The 18,685-nt window shown below is 40.8% G+C and carries 25 protein-coding genes; 3 read left to right on the forward strand and 22 right to left on the reverse strand.

Translation table 11 applies throughout. The features are described 5' to 3' along the window. Positions 1-11: 11 nt before the first annotated feature. The 17 genes from NST39_RS11290 to NST39_RS11370 form a co-directional block, all read right to left on the reverse strand. On the reverse strand, positions 12-428 hold the full coding sequence (locus tag NST39_RS11290; protein ID WP_044141069.1) for a stage V sporulation protein AB: 417 nt from the start codon (positions 426-428) through the stop codon (positions 12-14). After that, positions 418-1,038: a stage V sporulation protein AA gene (locus NST39_RS11295; protein WP_034661143.1), complete on the reverse strand. Its 621-nt coding sequence runs from the start codon at positions 1,036-1,038 to the stop codon at positions 418-420. Before NST39_RS11295 ends, NST39_RS11290 begins: the two co-directional genes overlap by 11 nt. Before the next feature lie 114 nt (positions 1,039-1,152). Then, positions 1,153-1,920 (reverse strand): RNA polymerase sporulation sigma factor SigF, encoded by a 768-nt coding sequence (gene sigF, locus NST39_RS11300; RefSeq protein WP_044141067.1) that lies wholly within the window; start codon positions 1,918-1,920, stop codon positions 1,153-1,155. A 13-nt stretch (positions 1,921-1,933) separates the two neighbouring features. Beyond that, positions 1,934-2,374 carry an anti-sigma F factor gene (gene spoIIAB / locus NST39_RS11305; protein ID WP_012010447.1) on the reverse strand — a complete coding sequence of 147 codons (441 nt, stop codon included), beginning with the start codon at positions 2,372-2,374 and terminating at the stop codon, positions 1,934-1,936. Then, a complete protein-coding gene (gene spoIIAA / locus NST39_RS11310) occupies positions 2,371-2,724 on the reverse strand; it encodes an anti-sigma F factor antagonist (protein ID WP_012010448.1) in 354 nt (117 codons plus the stop codon). Before spoIIAA ends, spoIIAB begins: the two co-directional genes overlap by 4 nt. Positions 2,725-2,886: 162 nt before the next feature. Continuing rightward, on the reverse strand, positions 2,887-4,074 hold the full coding sequence (locus NST39_RS11315) for a D-alanyl-D-alanine carboxypeptidase family protein (RefSeq protein ID WP_341028466.1): 1,188 nt from the start codon (positions 4,072-4,074) through the stop codon (positions 2,887-2,889). A gap of 124 nt (positions 4,075-4,198) precedes the next feature. Next, positions 4,199-5,011 (reverse strand): purine-nucleoside phosphorylase, encoded by an 813-nt coding sequence (locus NST39_RS11320; protein WP_065098335.1) that lies wholly within the window; start codon positions 5,009-5,011, stop codon positions 4,199-4,201. Positions 5,012-5,022: 11 nt separating this feature from the next. Further along, positions 5,023-6,207, reverse strand: a complete 1,185-nt coding sequence (gene deoB / locus NST39_RS11325; RefSeq protein ID WP_065098336.1) for a phosphopentomutase — start codon at positions 6,205-6,207, stop codon at positions 5,023-5,025. A gap of 151 nt (positions 6,208-6,358) precedes the next feature. Further along, complete coding sequence (gene xerD / locus NST39_RS11330) at positions 6,359-7,249, reverse strand: site-specific tyrosine recombinase XerD (RefSeq protein ID WP_283923805.1); 891 nt, start codon at positions 7,247-7,249, stop codon at positions 6,359-6,361. 6 nt (positions 7,250-7,255) lie between these two features. Next, the gene (locus NST39_RS11335; RefSeq protein ID WP_003215798.1) at positions 7,256-7,483 is read right to left on the reverse strand and encodes a YqzK family protein; all 228 of its coding nucleotides are present in this window, start codon (positions 7,481-7,483) and stop codon (positions 7,256-7,258) included. Between the two features lie 117 nt (positions 7,484-7,600). Further along, positions 7,601-8,053 carry a ferric iron uptake transcriptional regulator gene (gene fur, locus NST39_RS11340; RefSeq protein WP_003215577.1) on the reverse strand — a complete coding sequence of 151 codons (453 nt, stop codon included), beginning with the start codon at positions 8,051-8,053 and terminating at the stop codon, positions 7,601-7,603. A 118-nt stretch (positions 8,054-8,171) separates the two neighbouring features. Continuing rightward, positions 8,172-8,819 (reverse strand): stage II sporulation protein M, encoded by a 648-nt coding sequence (gene spoIIM, locus NST39_RS11345; RefSeq protein ID WP_034661156.1) that lies wholly within the window; start codon positions 8,817-8,819, stop codon positions 8,172-8,174. Positions 8,820-8,935: 116 nt separating this feature from the next. Continuing rightward, the gene (locus NST39_RS11350) at positions 8,936-10,066 is read right to left on the reverse strand and encodes a S8 family peptidase (protein ID WP_341028474.1); all 1,131 of its coding nucleotides are present in this window, start codon (positions 10,064-10,066) and stop codon (positions 8,936-8,938) included. Positions 10,067-10,175: 109 nt separating this feature from the next. Beyond that, on the reverse strand, positions 10,176-10,397 hold the full coding sequence (locus NST39_RS11355; protein ID WP_044141061.1) for a hypothetical protein: 222 nt from the start codon (positions 10,395-10,397) through the stop codon (positions 10,176-10,178). Between the two features lie 267 nt (positions 10,398-10,664). Next, positions 10,665-11,117, reverse strand: coding sequence for a GNAT family N-acetyltransferase (locus NST39_RS11360; protein ID WP_106065532.1), 453 nt, complete (start codon positions 11,115-11,117; stop codon positions 10,665-10,667). Next, positions 11,104-12,285: a TIGR00375 family protein gene (locus NST39_RS11365; protein ID WP_278175542.1), complete on the reverse strand. Its 1,182-nt coding sequence runs from the start codon at positions 12,283-12,285 to the stop codon at positions 11,104-11,106. The genes NST39_RS11360 and NST39_RS11365 overlap by 14 nt, the downstream gene beginning before the upstream one ends. Next, a complete protein-coding gene (locus NST39_RS11370; RefSeq protein WP_044141058.1) occupies positions 12,282-12,839 on the reverse strand; it encodes an NUDIX hydrolase in 558 nt (185 codons plus the stop codon). Before NST39_RS11370 ends, NST39_RS11365 begins: the two co-directional genes overlap by 4 nt. Before the next feature lie 167 nt (positions 12,840-13,006). Here NST39_RS11370 and NST39_RS11375 point away from each other — a divergent pair, with 167 nt between their 5' ends. Next, the gene (locus NST39_RS11375; RefSeq protein ID WP_111912929.1) at positions 13,007-13,930 is read left to right on the forward strand and encodes an aldo/keto reductase; all 924 of its coding nucleotides are present in this window, start codon (positions 13,007-13,009) and stop codon (positions 13,928-13,930) included. Between the two features lie 57 nt (positions 13,931-13,987). Here the strand turns inward: NST39_RS11375 and NST39_RS11380 are convergent, their stop codons facing one another. Beyond that, on the reverse strand, positions 13,988-14,338 hold the full coding sequence (locus NST39_RS11380; RefSeq protein WP_185108502.1) for a hypothetical protein: 351 nt from the start codon (positions 14,336-14,338) through the stop codon (positions 13,988-13,990). Further along, on the reverse strand, positions 14,301-14,522 hold the full coding sequence (locus NST39_RS11385) for a YqkE family protein (protein ID WP_044141056.1): 222 nt from the start codon (positions 14,520-14,522) through the stop codon (positions 14,301-14,303). Before NST39_RS11385 ends, NST39_RS11380 begins: the two co-directional genes overlap by 38 nt. Before the next feature lie 125 nt (positions 14,523-14,647). Between NST39_RS11385 and NST39_RS11390 the strand changes: the two genes are divergently transcribed. Beyond that, positions 14,648-15,580 (forward strand): alpha/beta hydrolase, encoded by a 933-nt coding sequence (locus NST39_RS11390; RefSeq protein ID WP_126741068.1) that lies wholly within the window; start codon positions 14,648-14,650, stop codon positions 15,578-15,580. 26 nt (positions 15,581-15,606) lie between these two features. Here the strand turns inward: NST39_RS11390 and NST39_RS11395 are convergent, their stop codons facing one another. The 3 genes from NST39_RS11395 to NST39_RS11405 all read right to left on the reverse strand — a co-directional run bounded on the left by NST39_RS11395 (position 15,607) and on the right by NST39_RS11405 (position 17,753). Continuing rightward, the gene (locus tag NST39_RS11395) at positions 15,607-16,869 is read right to left on the reverse strand and encodes a response regulator aspartate phosphatase (RefSeq protein ID WP_044141054.1); all 1,263 of its coding nucleotides are present in this window, start codon (positions 16,867-16,869) and stop codon (positions 15,607-15,609) included. Between the two features lie 305 nt (positions 16,870-17,174). Next, positions 17,175-17,414 (reverse strand): DUF2552 family protein, encoded by a 240-nt coding sequence (locus NST39_RS11400; protein ID WP_106065538.1) that lies wholly within the window; start codon positions 17,412-17,414, stop codon positions 17,175-17,177. A gap of 12 nt (positions 17,415-17,426) precedes the next feature. Further along, the gene (locus tag NST39_RS11405) at positions 17,427-17,753 is read right to left on the reverse strand and encodes an iron-sulfur cluster biosynthesis family protein (RefSeq protein ID WP_044141053.1); all 327 of its coding nucleotides are present in this window, start codon (positions 17,751-17,753) and stop codon (positions 17,427-17,429) included. 214 nt (positions 17,754-17,967) lie between these two features. Here NST39_RS11405 and NST39_RS11410 point away from each other — a divergent pair, with 214 nt between their 5' ends. Beyond that, positions 17,968-18,675: an expansin EXLX1 family cellulose-binding protein gene (locus NST39_RS11410; protein ID WP_044141052.1), complete on the forward strand. Its 708-nt coding sequence runs from the start codon at positions 17,968-17,970 to the stop codon at positions 18,673-18,675. The last annotated feature ends 10 nt before the right edge of the window (positions 18,676-18,685 follow it).

Consider the following 18,685-nt stretch of genomic DNA (forward strand, 5'->3'; position numbering starts at 1 on the left):
CCTCCAAATTTTTAAATATAAATCAGCCAATGGAATAGTGAACCAAATACTTTGCCTAAGACAATGGCCATGAGAAGCAAAACAATTTTCCCGTCCATTCCAATTCTTTTCGTTAATATAGGAAGTACATTTAATACTTCAGTCAGCGCAGCTGCAAGCATGCCGACGAAAATGCCAGCCAAAAGACCGATCGGGAGCGCCAGCCATTTGGATAAATGCAAATGCACCTCGCTCAAGGTTGCCCAGCCGCCAACGACCGCCCCGGTGATAACAGCTGCCTCGTATCCTTGTATGAAGCGCTGCGTTTTCGTTAATTGCATTAAACGAGGGATGATGCCAAGCACTGTGAGAAATGCCACAAACCCTGCACCTACTGTTAAACCTCCGCCAAGTCCAACTAACGCGACAAAAAGCCACTTACCGATCATGGATATCTTTCATTGTCTCTTTATTTTCTTTAAGGGCGACATAATGATCGAGATCGAGCTGATATTTAAACATCTCCACTTCAAGCGGACTTGGTTCTTCATTTAAACGCTTTTTAAATACATGATTGAAAAATAAAATCATGCCAAAGCCTAGACCGAAGCTATATGGAATTTGCAATAAATAAGGATGCTCAACCGTTTTTCCTGTGATCATTTCATATAGGCGGATATGAACGAGCCGCATACTGACATCCTCGTGGAAATTCATAATGGCAAGCGCCGCTCCGACAAATAATAGGAGCCACACGAACACAAATAAAACGGGAGAAAGCTGGCGTTTGCCTGTATCAATTTCAACAATGGCTTCAGCGCCTCCGACGGTTTGAATGTCGATGTCTGGCCATGTTTTTTTGATCGTTTTGACCACATGCATGATATCAAGAACGGCGATGTGACGATCCTTTTTACTGACATGATATATCGGCATCTTGCTAAGCTTTTGCACAGCAAACTCATCACCAGTGATTTGGGCGATATCTTCTAAATAAATGAGCTGATCATTACCGGTCTTAATGCGATGGCGCAGCCGAAGAAAGATTTGTCCGTCCATCCAAGTCACTTCCTATACGATGGGTTAAAAATAGTATGTGGTGAAAAATGGTTCTCATACCGAGAGAACTTGATTTACCGGTAATTACCACACGAAAAAAGCCAGCCGAATTGGCTAGCTCTCTTTTTGATCCATTTGCATTTGGATTTGTTTTAAAATTTTCTTTTCAAGCCGCGAGACTTGTACTTGTGAAATGCCGAGTCTCTCCGCTACCTCAGATTGTGTTTGGTCTTTATAATATCTTAAGTACACAATGAGTTTTTCTCGTTCTTCTAATTCCTTGATCGCTTCTTTCAGCGCGATTTTATCAAACCATCTTTCTTCTGAATGATCGGCAATTTGATCAAGTAATGTAATCGGGTCCCCGTCATTTTCATACACCGTTTCATGAATCGACGACGGCGTTCGGACCGCTTCTTGGGCGAGGACGACATCCTCTGGTGTGATATCTAGATATTCGGCTATTTCCAGGACGGTCGGCATTCTTCCGTGAGACTTAGACAATTCATCTCTTGCCCGCCGGATTTTATTACCAAGTTCCTTTAGTGACCGGCTGACTTTGACTGTTCCATCATCTCGAATGAATCGCTGGATTTCACCAATGATCATTGGGACAGCATAGGTCGAAAACTTCACATCATATGACAAATCAAATTTATCAACAGATTTTAGCAGTCCAATACAGCCAATTTGAAACAAATCATCTGGTTCATATCCTCTATTTAAAAAGCGCTGAACAACGGACCAAACAAGACGCATGTTTTTTTCTACGAGGAGGTCTCTTGCTTGCTGATCACCGTCTTGGCTTTTTTTGATGAGCTCTTTGACTTCATCATTTGACAGCTGGGCTTTTTTTGCTTGCTTTTTTACCTCCACATCCATATGAGCAGCTCCTTTAATTACAAAGCGCTTTGCTTTTTGATAGATGCTTTGTTAAACGGATGGTTGTGCCCATTTCTGGAGATGAGTCTATCATGACATCATCCATAAAATTCTCCATAATGGTAAAACCCATTCCAGAGCGTTCTAAGTCTGGTTTTGTCGTGAAAAGCGGCTGTCTTGCTTCCTCAAGATCTGTAATGCCCATTCCTTCGTCACGAATGGTGAGGTACACAACATGATCATCAAGTGTGACTTCGATATGCACCTTGCCATCTGGATTTCCATCATAGCCATGGATAATGGAGTTTGTCACCGCCTCTGACACAACGGTTTTGATTTCTGTTAATTCATCTAATGTCGGATCAAGCTGAGCGATAAACGCCGCGACTGTCACCCTCGCAAAGGATTCATTTTGACTTAATGCAGAGAAGGTCAGGTTCATTTCATTCCTCATGATGCCACCCCCAATGTTTGCAATGCCGTTTGCTCTGAAGGCTCCATACGGATGATTTTAAATAAGCCAGACATATCAAATAACCGGTTCACTGCTGGCGAAATAGCACAGACGACCATTTCTCCGCCAAGCTGCTTAATTTCTTTATATCTTCCTAAAATCACTCCGAGACCTGAGCTGTCCATAAACGTTAAATCAGCCAAATTGAGCACAATGTGGCGAATGTCCTCTGTTTCCAAATAATTCGTCACCTTTTGTCTCAATGTTTCTGCGGAGTGATGATCGAGCTCTCCTGTTAATCGAATGCAAAGTACGCTCTCTTTTACTTGAAAATCAATATCAAGGCTCATCTTTTTATTCCTCCTTGCTCTAATTTCGGATAAAGATTGTTTCTCTTTTTTATCAAGTAAATCCTTCACCATGACAAAACTAGTGACCATTCGTCACATTTAGATGTTCTTTTCTTCTTTCTCATAGCAAAAAGACTGCCTGTTTCAGCAGCCTTCTCCTTTTTATTTCCATTTTACAAATTCAGCCATCGCTCGTTTGAAGAATGTCCAAACGCCCGCTTTTTCCATTCCTTCTTTGGCTTGAACAGGGCTTTCATGCAACACTTTTCCGTCTTTTTTCAAGACAATGGTTCCAAGTTCCGTTCCTTTTGAGAATGGGGCCGTAACATCCTGAGACAGTTTGATTTCTTTTTTAATCTGATCCACATTTTCGCCTTTTTTCGTTAAAAGGGAGATTGGTTCAGAGGTGACAAGCTTAATGTTTTTCTTTATCCCTTTGCTTACCTTGATTTCGGCTACATCTTGTCCTCGTTTGTAAAGCGGGTGTGTGGTGTATTGACTAAATGCATAGTCTAACATTTTGACCACTTGAGCGTTTCTGTCTTTTGGTGTACTTGCGCCGAAGACAACTGCAATGACGCGCATGTTTCCTTTTTTAGCGGATGCGGTCAAACAGTATTTGGCTTCTCCTGTAAAACCTGTTTTCAACCCATCGACACCTGGATAAAATTTAATCAATCGGTTCGTATTCACAAGCCAGAATTTTTTATCCGTGTTTTGACGGAGATAGTCTTCGTAGACACCTGTGAATTTGGTGATTTGTTCATATTTCAACAGCTCTTTTGCCATTTTTGCCATATCATGAGCTGTACTGTAATGGTCTTTTTCAGGAAGTCCTGTTGGGTTTTGAAAGACCGTAGAGGTGAGACCGAGTTCTTTTGCCTTTTTGTTCATTTGCTCGACAAACTGTTCTTCAGATCCGGCAATATGCTCTGCCATGGCAACTGAAGCATCATTTCCAGATGCAATCGCAATGCCTTTCAGCATTTCTTTCACGGTCATTTCTTCTCCAGGTTCAAGGAAGATTTGTGACCCTCCCATTGAAGCTGCATAGTCACTTGTTCTTACCTTGTCAGTCATTTTCAGTTTTCCTTGATCAATGGCTTCCATGATGAGAAGCATCGTCATGATTTTGGTCATACTTGCGGGTGCCAGCTTTTCATCGCTGTTTTTGTTGTAAAGCACTTTTCCCGTGTCACGTTCTATTAAGATGGCTGATTTGGCTTCGTGCACCAATTCTGATGTTTGTTTTTCTTCTTGTTTTTCAATCTTTTCTTTTGCTATCGCTGATGGTGAAACCATTGAGATAATGATCATTAAAATAAACAATGCACATATATGACGTTTCAAGTGGCAGACCTCCATTATCGTAATCCTTTCTATTTTTTCCTCATCGAGGCTGTTTTATTCAGAGATCATATGATTGACATAAAAAAAGCCTTCTGTCGATAAACAGAAGGCTTCTTAAAACATGCTATGAGAGTTGTTTGACAATGTCTTTTACTAAATCAAGGAAACTCGCTTTCACTTTTTCGGTTACTTCAATGACTTCATCATGAGACAGCGGCTGATCTAAAATACCTGATGCCGCATTAGAAATACAAGAAATACCTAGCACTTTGATTCCTGCATGACGCGCAACAATCACCTCTGGGACCGTCGACATGCCTACAGCATCTGCGCCAAGTGTTCTGAGGAAACGAACTTCAGCCGGTGTTTCATATGAAGGACCTGTCATCCCTGCATAAACACCCTGCTGTACAGATATGCCTAAGCGCTGAGCTGTTTCTTCTGCAAGTGCCAGCAAATCTTTATCGTATGGGGCAGACATATCAGGAAAACGAACGCCTTGACTGTCATTTGGTCCAATTAATGGATTGGTCCCCATCATATTGATATGATCTGTAATCAGCATGAGATCGCCTGGATGGAATGAAGTATTCACACCGCCGGCTGCATTTGTCACAATGCATGTCCCAATGCCAATTTCTTTCATCACACGGACTGGAAACGTCACTTGCTTCATATCATATCCTTCATAGAAGTGAAAACGTCCTTGCATCGCACATACGACAGTGCCTTTCAGCGTCCCGATGACGAGCTGTCCTGCATGACCTTCTACTGTTGAAACAGGAAATCCAGGAATATCTTCATATTTCAATTTGATTGGATTTTCAATCTCATCTGCTAAAATGCCAAGTCCTGAACCTAAGATCAATCCAACTGTTGGTACGTATGTCGATGCTTGTTTAATGTATGCCGCCGCTTCTGAAAACTGTGCTCCCACGAGATTTCCCCCTATTTGAGTTTAGATAAAAAGCTTGTGCCGTATTTTGGCATCGTTGTCTTGAAATTGTCTGCGACCGTTGCTCCAAGATCAGCAAAGGTTTTTGAAGTTGGCAGTTCATTTGCTCCTTGATGCTTTTTGCTGTAAGCAATGAGCGGAACATATTCTCTTGTATGATCTGTTCCGTGATGAACCGGGTCATTTCCATGATCTGCTGTAATGACAAGAAGATCATCCTCTTTTAACAGGTCAAATACTTCAGGAAGACGGGCGTCAAATTCCTCTAGTGCTTTTCCGTAACCCTCTGGATCTCTTCTATGTCCGTAAAGGGCGTCAAAGTCAACAAGGTTTAAAAAGCTGAGTCCCGTAAAGTCTGTTTTAAGTGTATCGACCAGCTTGTCCATTCCGTCCATGTTCGATTTTGTTCTGAGAGAAGAGGTGATTCCTTCTCCATCATAAATATCAGAGATTTTGCCGATCGCAATCACATCGAGCCCATCATCTTTCAGCTCATTCATGACTGTACGGTCAAATGGTTTTAGAGCATAGTCATGACGGTTTGGTGTTCTGACAAATGCCCGAGGCTCCCCGACAAATGGACGAGCGATAACGCGGCCAACCATATATTTTTCATCTAATGTGAGCTCACGTGCAATTTCACAAATACGATAAAGTTCATCTAATGGCACCACTTCTTCGTGCGCAGCAATTTGCAACACAGAATCCGCAGATGTATAAACGATTAGATCGCCTGTTTTCATGTGCTCTTCGCCAAGCTCGTCTAAAATTTCAGTACCAGACGCAGGTTTATTTCCAATAATGCCTCTGCCTGTTTTTTCTTTTAGTTCATTTAGTAGTTCATCTGGGAATCCGTCTGGAAAAACTCTGAACGGTGTGTCTATGTAAAGACCCATGATTTCCCAGTGTCCTGTCATTGTGTCTTTACCATTTGATGCCTCTTGCATTTTTCCATAATACGCAAGCGGTTTTTCATCCGCTGGAATTCCTTTGATTTCTTTAATATGACTCAGCCCAAGCTTCGCCATATTCGGCATATGAAGCCCGTTCATTTTTTCAGCAATATGTCCTAGTGTATCTGCACCTACATCATTAAATTCAGCAGCATCAGGTGCTTCCCCAATTCCTACTGAATCCATTACGACGAGGAAAATGCGTTTATACTGATAATCAGGCATTAAAAAGCGCCTCCTTCAATATTCTTGTCTTTTAACCTTTCAAAAAGAGAGGTCTGACATCTCAAGTATAAACCGTTTACAAGCCGGTTGACAACTATAAACGGTGCAAACATGAAAAAGCATGACACACGTTCACCGTGTCATGCTTTACTTATGCCCTTGGATGGAATTTGTGATACACATCTTTCAGTCTTGTTTTCGTCACATGTGTATAAATTTGTGTTGTCGAGATATCGGCATGTCCGAGCATCTCCTGCACAGCTCTTAGGTCTGCACCGTTTTCAAGCAGATGTGTTGCAAATGAATGCCTGAGTGTATGGGGGGTGAGTTCTTTTTGAATCCCTGCTTCAAGAGCTCTTTTTTTCAGATTCTTCCAGAAGCCTTGCCGCGACATTTTTTTCCCGTGATGATTGAGAAATAAGGCATCTGCCGGCTGTTTTTTTAGCAGCTTGCTTCTTCCCTTTTCGAGATATTCTTCAATCGCACTTGCGCAAGCTTCACCGATTGGCACAATCCGCTCTTTTCTTCCTTTTCCAAAACAACGGATAAAGCCCATTGTGAGGTGAACATCAGCAAGGGTCAGGTCCAGCATTTCACTGACGCGAATGCCTGTTGCATATAAGAGCTCGAGCATCGCTTTGTCGCGGTAGTCAAATGGAGTGTGCTGATTTGGTGTATCAAGCAGCTTTTCGACTTCCTCTAGTGATAGAACTTTCGGTAATTTCCGCTCTGTTTTTTGCGTTTCAATGTTCCATGACGGATCATCTGTTGTCACTTTTTCCCGGAGCAGAAATTGGTGGAAGGAACGGATCGAGGAGAGATGCCGTACTGACGTTTTGCTCGATTTCCCTTCCTCTTTTAGCTGTTTTAAATAATGAATGATATGCAGGCGAGTGACATCTTTTATATTTGTCAGCTGCTCATGTGTCATTAAAAAAGACAAGTAGTTCTGTAAATCTCGTTTATAAGAAACAATGGTATTTTCAGAGAGTCCTCTCTCTACTGTCATAAAATGAATAAAGTCGGATAATTGATCGTTCAATGATTTCTACTCCCCGTTTTGATAAAAATAAATCAATCGGTCTTGCCAGTTGTCTTGATTCGGCTGATCCATTTCCATCACTTTAATTGCTGCACCCTCTGGTTTATCATAACGATGGTAGCTTTCATATTCTGAATTTATCCATATCATAGCATAATAGAACAGGACGGTAAAACCAGTGAACAAGATAAATACCTTCATCACTTCACCTGTTGTTTTGAGCCATTTTCGCATGATTCTCATGTCCTTTCTCAGCTTCTCATTACTTCAGCATATGCCAGGTGGGACAAGGAATATACAGCGAAAATGCAAAAAACCTCTTCATCTTAAATGAAAAGGTTCCAATTCGGATTATTTGCCGGATTCATCATCATGACACCGGTGGCAAATGCCATGGAATGTCAATCTATGATCCTTAATTTTAAATTTCCAGTCACGTTCAATAATCTCTTCAACGTCTTCTAATAAATCATCTTCTATCTCATCGACTGTCCCGCATTCCATGCAGACAAGATGGTGATGGAAGTGGGCGGCTCCTTCTTTGCGAAGATCATATCGCGAAACGCCGTCTCCAAAGTTAATTTTATCAACAACTTTCAGTTCAGTTAGCAATTCTAACGTCCGATAAACAGTAGCAAGACCAATTTCAGGAGACTTCTCTTTTACGAGGAGGTATACATCTTCTGCACTTAAATGGTCTTCTTCATTCTCAAGCAGTACTCTGACTGTTGCTTCACGCTGTGGCGTGAGCTTATAGCTGGAAGAATGAAGCTGTTTCTTAATTCGATCAATCCGATTTTCCATTGACTTTCCCTCCTACGCCACATTACTTGATCATTATATCAAATGATGTGCTGGGAGCCAACTATAATCATTTTAAATTAATAAATAAATTGATTATTATTTAATAATAATTATAAATTTATGAGAAAAGAACACCTGCCAGCTTTTTCATGAGCATGAAGGAGACATACGATTCAAAAAAGGACGAAAGTGCAGCAAGCGCTAAGATCATCAGAAGAACAGATGCATAACGGGCGAACCACTGAACAGGTGCTTGACTGATGGTTTTTTTCATGAACAGCTGCCCAATGAGACGAATGGAAAACGCAATCGCACATGTCCCAATCACTAAATAGGCTGGAATAAGCAATATGTTTTGCGGAAGAACCGATACGAACGAAAGGAAGAAACCACTCAGCCCCATTTGATTCACTAGAAAACCAACTGTAAACCCAACGACAATTCCTTTTAAAAAGATCATGAGAAAGATGAGCGGCAGGCCAATGATAGATATTCCTAGTATCCACATAAGACCTAAATATTTCATATGATGCAAAAAGCTTTGCAAAAACATTTCTTTTGATTCTGCTGCTTTCTCATTTGTCAGCTGACCAAAAAATTGATTTAAATAATAGAATAAATCCTCTTTCTGACTAATTGTCATACTATTGACGATGATGGCCCCAAAAATCACGCCCATTAAAAAGAGTACAGAGACAAACAAATAAATCGATAGATGGTCTTTTACGTGCTGAAGAAGATGTTCCTTCCAAGACTTTTTCCGCATGCGTCTTCCTCCCAAATAGTAAAGGTTACTAGATTCTATGAGAGAGATTACGAAACATGACAGTTTTATTGAAAGAAAAAAGAGAAAGCAGCCTAAACACTGCTCTCTCTTCTCATTTATCGTGCCGCTTTTTGTACGTTCACAAGCCCGGCACCATAGTAAAAAGGATCTCCAAGCTGTTTAGCCGTTTTTGAAAGTCTCTCGCGTACTTCATCGTTTGTCAGATTCGGATGTTTTGATAGAATGACAGCCGCAGCTCCTGCTACATGCGGTGATGCCATGGATGTTCCGCTCTTGTAGCCATATTCATTATGGGGAATAGTGCTGAGCGTTGAAACGCCTGGTGCTGAAACTTCCACTTCTTCACCTACAGATGAATCAAAAGCTCTTTGTTTTCTTTGGTCAACAGACGCAACCGCTATCACTGAGCTGTATTTAGCTGGATAGTCAACCGTGTTGAGAGAGCCATAACTTCCTGCATTCCCAGCAGAAGCCACAATGAGAATACCCTTGTCATATGCTCGATCTACCGCTTCTTTCAGCGCTTCAGATTCACTTGCTCCTCCCATACTAATATTGATGACATCCATGTCATTCTCAATGGCCCATTCAATTCCTTTAATAATCCAGCTATAGTAGCCATCACCATTTTCATCTGCCACCTTGACCGCATAGATAGAAGCTTTTGGTGCAACACCAACGACACCTACCTTATTATCTAACGCTGCAATTGTGCCCGCCACATGCGTCCCGTGTTCATGCGGGTCAACAAGCGGATCTGACTCTGTTGGAACAAAGCTGACTCCGCCGGTGACATGTAGATCTTCATGTTTGCCATCAATGCCGCTGTCAAGAACGGCTACTTTGACATTTTGTCCAGCGTATCCCCGTTTATGTACCTTTTGTGCTTTGATGTTTTTGATGCCATATGGGATCGTTTGACCGCTTGTTTTTGCCTTTTGGTCCTCCTCAATGAAGGTCACTTCTTTTGCCTGATTTAGTTTCTTTTTCGATGCCTCATTTAAGGAAACTTTCATCATATCTATCTGCTCTATGGATTCTTTTACATGTCCACCAGCTTCTTCAACAAGCTGTTTTTGTGTATGATCTTGAACGGAAGAAGAAAAGCCGATCATGTACTCTTTTTTCGCTTGCTCCTTTGCAGAAATATGTGAGGCGCCGAACGTGACCGATGCCAGCATCATACTTGCCATACAAAGCCCTGCTCCAATTGACTTGACGTTCACAATACTCACTCTCCCTTTCATCTTTTTGTCATTTAACTACATTTTTAGACAAAAAGAAACGACCGTTTGTCCTATTTTTTAAAATTTTTCCATTTATTTGAACTATTTGTCACAAAAAAGCAAAATAAAAATGCTTATGATCCTCTTGATAGTGATCATAAGCATTCCTTCTTTTATGTTTTTTCATCATGTGCTGCAAGGCTTCTTGTTTTGTTTTTGTCTTTCTTTCATGTGTACTAAAGTGCGCCATGTTTCCTCTCGACAGTTCCGGGTTTCGGCTGTGCTGCCTTTCAATATGTTCTCGTTTTTTCTTTGCATTGCTTTTTCCCATTTGGCAAAACCCCTTTCGTTGACGTTATGATACACGATGCGACATAAAAAAGATAGACGTCTACACGCCTATCTCAGCGTGTAGACAAACCCTCGCATTCGGTGTCAGTCCTGCGTGCTGGTGCTCACGAATGTCAAATTCGCTCCGCTCCAGTACTCGTCCTTCCTAGACTTCAAAGGTTTTCTATCACGCTGAAAAGAAGACAAAGGGCTAAAATAAAGATCATTTTAGCCCTTTGTCAACAATCTGAGATAGACGTCTACACGCCTATCTTTCTGTTTTCACCATATCAAGATGGGGAATTCCATCTTCATCATAACAATCTGAAACGGCCTTAAAACCAAAGGATTCGTAAAACGATTTCAGGTAGGCCTGCGCCTGAATTTTGACACTTGTTTCACCTAAGTCATTCAGCTTTTTCAAAGCCTTGCTGAGAAGGATTTTTCCATAGCCTTTTTTTCGGCCTGCCTGCGTCACAAGAACACGGCCAATGGACGCCTCTTCGTACATGATTCCGCTTTGAAAAATTCGGCAATAAGCCACAATCGTGCCGTCCTCTTTTGCCATCAGATGAAAGGCTTCTTGATCCCGGTGATCAATTTCAGGGTAAGGGCATGTTTGTTCAACAACAAACACATTGACTCTTTCCATTAAGATCAGGTAAAGATCCTCTTTTGTCAATTGTTCAAACGTTTCACATGTCCAGTTAACTTGATTCATGATTGATATCCACCTTACCGTACACTCCGCCGCCGCCAGCGATCAGTTCGACTTCACCTTTTCTTGCTTTGATGATGTAATTGGCTGTTTTTTCTGGCAGGACAGCTTTTAGTTCTTGTTCTGTTGCTTGATGAAGGATATTCATCTCTGTGTGGAACACGGCTTTTAGCTTCTCCAGCGTTTTGGCTCCAACACCCGGAATAAATTGAAGCGGAAGCTGATGAACATAAGGAGGTCTTGTTCCTTTGTCACTCTCCTGGTCAGCAAGCTCCTTTAAACGCTCACTCACTCCTTTTGTCATCCGGGTATGTCCGCATGCGTGACACTTTTCTTGATCTAGCGCGCGAGGTCTTAATCCGCACTTCTCGCAGGTTGTATGATAGTACTTCCCAAGCCGCGGGGCGAGCCCATAATTTCCTGTGATGGCTCTCCCCTCTTTCCCTTCAAGGGCTAGTTTAAATTCGGCAAAAGAGGCATGATCCATGCGGATTTTTGTATATTCTCGCGCGATTTTCCCTAAGGAATGAGCGTCTGAATTCGTTAAAAAGGGATAACGGTTCAGTTCGCTTAACTGGGACGCCATTGACGTATCGCAGCTAAGTCCTAGTTCAACAGCATCAATGAGGTCCGGATCGAACACTTCCGTTAAAGACGTGCTGACTCCTTTGCCAAATAAGCTTTTATGCGGGGTGAAAATATGAGCAGGAATAAATAAGCCTCCTAGCTCCTTGACCTTATGCTGAAGTATTTTCCCATCCACATAGAGGCGCTGTGAACTCAAATGCACATTTTTCATATGTAGCGCGAGCCATGCGGAGAACTCAGTCATTTTGCGCAGTGTGGGCATAAATGCAAGCACGTGAATCGGACCTTTTGAATGGTTATCGTTAATTTCTAATTCACTGCCTAAAAGCAGCACGGTCTGTTCAAATGATAGACCGCCATCACTTAGTTCAGTGTATTTGCCTTCCTCTACACCTTCTATTAATTCTTCTAGGACTTCTGGAGATTGTGCATCAATCACACCAATCATCCCCATCCCTTTACTTTGCGTTGCTTCAATGAGAATTTGGTCAATTGTCAGTGACCTTGCACCTGTAATTTTAACAGCTCTGCCTGTTCTTGTTCTGCCAATATGAATATGGATGTCTGCAAAAAACTCCCTCATTTTGTTGACTTAAGTACCTCTTGCAGTTGTAAGTACTGAATGGCATAGGCTGTTTTTGCATCATAAATATGCTGCTTTTCAATGAGGTGCAAGGCTTCTTCTAATGAAACTTCCATCACTTCAACGAATTCATCTTCATCCAGCTCTCTTTTTTCTTCAAGCGGAACTAGCTGATCTGCAAGATACATGTGGACGATTTCATCTGCAAAACCTGGTGATGTATAAAAGGCTGTCAGCTTTTGAAGCTTCTGAGTGGTGTATCCTGTTTCTTCTTCTAATTCTCGCAGTGCTGTATGTGCCGGCTCTTCCCCTGGCTCTAATTTACCAGCCGGAATTTCAACGATGGCTCTCTCTAGTGCTTTACGGTATTGCTTGACCAAGATGATTTTATTTTCGTCTGTCCGAGCAATGACGGCTACTGCACCAGGATGTTTGATGATTTCGCGTTTGCCTTGTTTTCCATTTGGCAATTGTACATCTTCAAGAACCAAATCAATGATTTTTCCGTTGTATAATTCTTTAGTCGATAATGTTTTTTCTTCAAAGTCCTTCAATTTTGTCAGCTCCTCGTTCTACTTTCACTTTTTACTTCATTCATTTTAACATAGATGATTTAAGAGAAGCGAAATGCGGACGCTTGCTTCAATGCGCCATTTGAAGTCACCTAGCTTGAATTCCAGATTTTTTTCACTTAATGTGAAGGAATAGGAGTGTGATGGAATTGAAAAAAAGACGAATTGGTACATCGGATCTTTTGGTGAGCGAAGCGGCTCTAGGATGTATGTCCCTAGGAACAGAAAAAGGAAAAGCGCTCTCTTTATTAGATGAAGCCATTGATCTTGGAATTAACTATTTGGATACAGCCGATTTATATGATTTTGGGACAAATGAGGAAATTGTCGGGGAAGCGATTAAAAACAGGCGGCAAGATTTAATTTTGGCCACAAAAGGCGGCAACCGCTTTGAAAAAGGCAAATCTGGCTGGGACTGGGACCCTTCAAAGGCATACATAAAAGAAGCCGTAAAACAAAGCCTCAAGCGGCTGCAAACAGATTATATTGATTTATACCAATTGCACGGAGGCACGATCAATGATCCTATCGATGAGACGATTGAGGCTTTTGAAGAATTAGTGGAAGAAGGCGTTATTCGCTATTATGGCATCTCTTCTATCCGTCCAAACGTCATTAAAGAATACGCCAAAAAATCAAACATCGTCAGTGTAATGATGCAATATAGTTTACTCGACCGCCGTCCAGAGGAATGGTTCTCTCTTCTTGAAGAACAAGGCATTAGTGTCGTGGCAAGAGGACCTTTAGCAAAAGGGCTTTTAACCGAAAAACCACTTTCGCAAGCAAGTGCCTCGATTCAAAAAAACGGCTATCTTCAATATTCATTTGACGAGCTTCAGCAAGTCATTCCTTCTTTAAAGAAAGTCGCTTATGACCTATCACTCACAGAGCTGTCCATTCAATATTTGCTTAAGAATTCTGCGGTTAGTTCCGTTGTTTTTGGCGCAAGCTCGGTGGAACAGTTAAAAGAAAATGCGGCAGCGGCCAATGCACGTTCTTTAAGTGACCAAGAAGCAAAAGCATTGACTTACTATACAAAACCATCTGTGTACGAGGCGCACCGGTTTAAATGAGATAAAAAGAGATCACCTGATGTGATCTCTGATGATTGTAGAGAAACTCAAGTTTTTCTACAATTTTTCTATTTTATCGTATGTATGATGAGTAAACTCTTTTTCATATTTAACAGGTAAAAGCAATCCTAAAGATAAAGCGACTCCAGCCATTGTTTTTCTCACTTTCATGTAAATCATCTCCATTCCTAAATATTGTAATACACCGTCATTACAAGTAGTACGACGACCTTCTTTCAAAAGGGTCTTAAAAACTATATTTGTTATAAAAAGGGATTTAAATGAAGTAAGAATCGAAGAAGTCGGGAGCACTTGTGTGTTGATCAATCTCAATGATGACATAAAAAAAGAAGCATCAGTGCTCCCTTTTTTAGCTTTTATATTTTCTCCAGTCCAAATGACTTTCATCTAGCAACTCGGAGAAGCTTTTGTTTTTTTCTTTTTCTTTCTGCTGCCGAAGGAGGTCTTGTCGTTTTTGTTCTTCTCTTTTTTCTGTCTCGGCGGCCAGATTCTGCTTCATTTGAAGGAGCTGCTGTTTGAGATCCTCGTTTATGCCGTCCTTTAATTTCGCTTGATCATTGTTCTTTTTCATTGTGCCTCTCTCCTTTTGCCTCTAAGTGTATCATCCGTTTTATTTCCTGAGCAAGAGTCACGCCATTCTCCCAACATGTGGTATGATCATCATAGGAAAAACCTCGGAAAGGAAGAATCAGCTAGATGAAAAAATGGATCGCCATACTTGCCTTCATATTATGTCCGCTCGTTGCAATCGGCATTTTTTTCACCAATAAAATGATGTATATTCGAAAATTAACAGATGAAGAGCTCATCAAGCGAGAATCAGATGAAGGTCATTATCATCATGAAGAGTTTCAACAGCTTAACAAAGAGAAAGTGTGTATTCCTTCAGCATTTGGTTATGAGCTTCATGGCTATTTTGTGCCGCACTCACATCCGCATACAACACGCACTATCGTACTTTGTCATGGCGTCACAGTCAGTTTAATAAATTCCGTTAAGTATATGAAATCATTCCAAAAGCTTGGGTGGAATGTGATGCTTTATGATCATAGACGACATGGAATGAGTGGCGGAAAAACCACGAGTTATGGATACTACGAAAAAGAAGATTTAGCGCAGGTCGTGAAGTGGCTTAGACAAAGACTCGGGGAAAATGCCATTATCGGTATACATGGAGAATCAATGGGGGCAGTCACGACTTTGTTATATGCCGCAAAGCCGGAAGCAAGCGCCAATTTTTACATAGCTGACTGTCCTTTTGCTTCTTTTGAGGATCAGCTTCTCTATCGATTAAAAACAGATTTTCGTCTTTCAGGGCAATGGATTCTTCCACTAAGTGATCGAGTGTTAAAATGGCGGGATGGATACAGCATTCGGCAAGTGTCACCGTTTGATGTGATCGATCAGGTGAGAGAACCTGTGCTTTTTATCCATAGTCTTCATGATGACTATATTCCATGCGAGCAGAGTCAGCAGCTATATGCTCGAAAAAAAGGTGATAAACAGCTATTTATAGCGCCGCACGGGGCACACGCGATGTCTTTTAGTGAAAATAAAGAAGCTTACGAACAAGAAGTTCAAGCATTCCTTCAACCATTTGAATCAAATGAAGATAAAAGAGGAGATTGAACAGCGGTTCGTCTCCTCTTTTTGAGCTAACTTATGCGATAGTCACCACTGTTGTATGGTGTCTGCCCGCCAGTTCCATATGACTCTCTTCCGATTGCTGCTGACTCATGACCGATAATCCTGCAGTTGCTGCCAATAAAAGAACTATCAAACTCGTTTTCATATAAATGACCCCCATTTTGAATTTTTGATATGGCTTGAATCTTCCGTTCGTAAAACCGTGTCGATGCTTCATACAGTCCAAGCTCATTGTAATAATGAGCCGCATCAAGTGCCAATTCCTCAATGTCTGGGTATAAGCGCTTGTCCTCGAGTAGGTCTAATGTATCGTCTATGATCGTTATTTCTGCATCAACGTATAATGCTTTTAAGAACTGAAATTTGCAGATGTAAATTTCATCTTCTAATTCACAGGCTTTCATAATACCTTTTTGATAGAGGGTTAACGACTCTTCTATTTGTTTTTGTTTAAACAGGATTTGGGTGAGCATAAATAGTGGGTCTAGAGAGCGATTAAGATGGGTTAAATTCTCCTTTTCAAACACTTCAAGAGAGTCTTTCAGATAACGGCTTGCTTCCGCAAGATCGTTCATTTGGTAATAACAGTTACCTAAGTTGAAAAGGGCCGAACCTATGACTCGAGGGTTTCCAATCGAGCGTGCTCGATTTAGAGCATTTTTAAAGTAGGGCAATGCATGTTCATAGCATTTCAAATCATCATAGTTTGCACCGATGACAAATTCACAGTGGATGATTCTCAGCGTGTACGTTCTGTAGGCAGAGTACGTATTTAACGCTTGCAAGGCATAGTGCATCGAAAAGTGGGTTTGTTTCATGTGGTAGTATATTTCAGCTAATTTAAAGTAAAATTCTGCTCTTTCTATATCATCTGATATGAGATTGAGCTTTTTTTCTGCTGAACGGTAATAGGCAATGGCACTTAAATAGTTTTGCTGTTCAAACTCAAACATTCCTGTGAAAAAATGAACATAGTATTCAAGCATGTCCGTTAATTTCGTTTGCGAATGTTCGATCGTTTCTAACAGGTTTTTAATTTCTTCATCATTTGAGGCTTTCTTTGCCGGTTCAAAATATTCAAGCATCACCTTATGGCGAAAATCCATCAGCTGGTAAAACAGCAACAAGTTTTGATCCTGCTCCATCTCCAGAATTTCCTGCTCGATCTCGGCCTTCAGCTTCTCTGCTTTCATGACATGAAATCCGCAAATCTGCCTATACCATTCGTTTATTTTAATTCCAACCTGAGGCGATGACAGCTTGAGCTTCAATTCACTTTAGCACCTCCCTTCTCATATACGATACATGTTGTATTCTATCATATTTCCTCGAATGGAAGAAATATGAAATGTCATTTTTCGCAAAGTTTTCGGTATCCCGCAATAACCGCTTCCATTGCCTATTTTCCGGCATTTATATCCACGATTTTTTCATTTCTATTTTTCTCATTTTGTCGAATTGGTTGTTATAAAACAGTTTTTTTGCGTTGCAAAAGATCATTTTTCAGATTAGACGTTCCCTGTTGTTTAATGAGATGATGAAGGCATGAAAAAAACCCTTTTGTCAAAAAGGGCTTTTATAATACATCTGTTACCTGTTCCATATTCTCTTTGATCCAATTGACAGCTAATTCGAGCGTTGGGAATTCTTCCGTTTCAAATGTGACTTCATCCTGAAGAAGCCAAACATCCTTTTTCACCGAATCCATTCCACCTATTGACCAGTGCAAAAGGGTATAGGGATGATTGTTATTTAAAAACGACACCCATGTTTTATTTTGTGCCGTGTTTTGTATCACGCTAAGCTTCTGATCCACTACGTTTCCACCTTACTTTACAAGTATGCCCATTCTTGGACTGAGTATTTGCTGAGGACTTTTCAGCATCAATGTATTAGCTTTTTCATTAAAATCGATGGTCATTTCCTCATCAAAGAATACCTTCTGTGCAATGTGTATATATAGTTTTAAATGTTGGCTATTATTAAGTTGTTCCCATTCACCTGTTCTTTCACTTGTTAACCAAAGCATTGGTACGCCACTCACTGCACAGCCACAACCTTCTGAATCGTAGCGAAGCAGTAATTCCTTAGTTTCGTTTCCTGTTTGCTGTTTTTCTATATATGTTTTAGCCTGTTCTGTGATGTGAATATACATGGCGAACATCCTTTTTAAATTGATGCTTACATTGTAACACATAAAACACCATAAAACATGACACACGACTAAATCCGAAAGTCATATTCTTTGAAATACACGCTCTTCTCACTATGATTATATCTATCTATTGGCTCTTTTTCCTTCTTGTTTTTTAGAATTATACTTATGACGCTACCAATTTTAAAAAAGAATAAACAGGAGGTTTTAGATCGTGAAAAAAAGATTATCTCTCTGCTTCATCGGGGCACTGATATTGATGTTGAGTTTCGCTGTGCCAAACATGAAAGCGGCATCTGTCCTCGATGAAGTACGAGAAAGCTATGCGACTTATACGGGATCTGGTTACTCAGGGGGCGCCGCATTATTAGATCCTATTCCATCTGACATGAAAATTACGGCTTTAAATCCCCATGACTATAACTATAAAGGGATAAATGCGGCACTTGCAGGGGCTTACCTTGAAGTAAAGGGTCCAAAAGGAAAAACCGTTGTGTATGTAACCGATAAATATCCAGAAGGAGCGAAAGGAGCTCTTGATCTTTCTCATAATGCCTTTGCCAAAATCGGTAATATGGCAGATGGGAAAATCCCAATTAGTTGGAAAATTGTAAAAGCACCGATTAGCGGAAATGTAGTTTACAGAATAAAAGAAGGTAGCAGTAAGTGGTGGGCTGCGATTCAAGTGCGCAATCATAAATATCCGATTATGAAAATGGAATATTACAAAGATGGACAATGGGTGAACATGGAAAAGACAGACTACAACCATTTCCTTGGATTTAATATGGGGTCTAAATCTCTTCCTGTTCGAATCACAGATATCCGCGGGGTCATCGTAAAGGATAAATTACCCGCTCTTCCATCTACTGCTGCTTCACAGGCCTATACTGTAAAGGGCAATGTTCAGCTTCCTAATTAACGAGGAAAAG

It is taken from the genome of Bacillus sp. FSL W8-0645, assembly GCF_038007905.1.
GTDB lineage: Bacteria > Bacillota > Bacilli > Bacillales > Bacillaceae > Bacillus > Bacillus pumilus.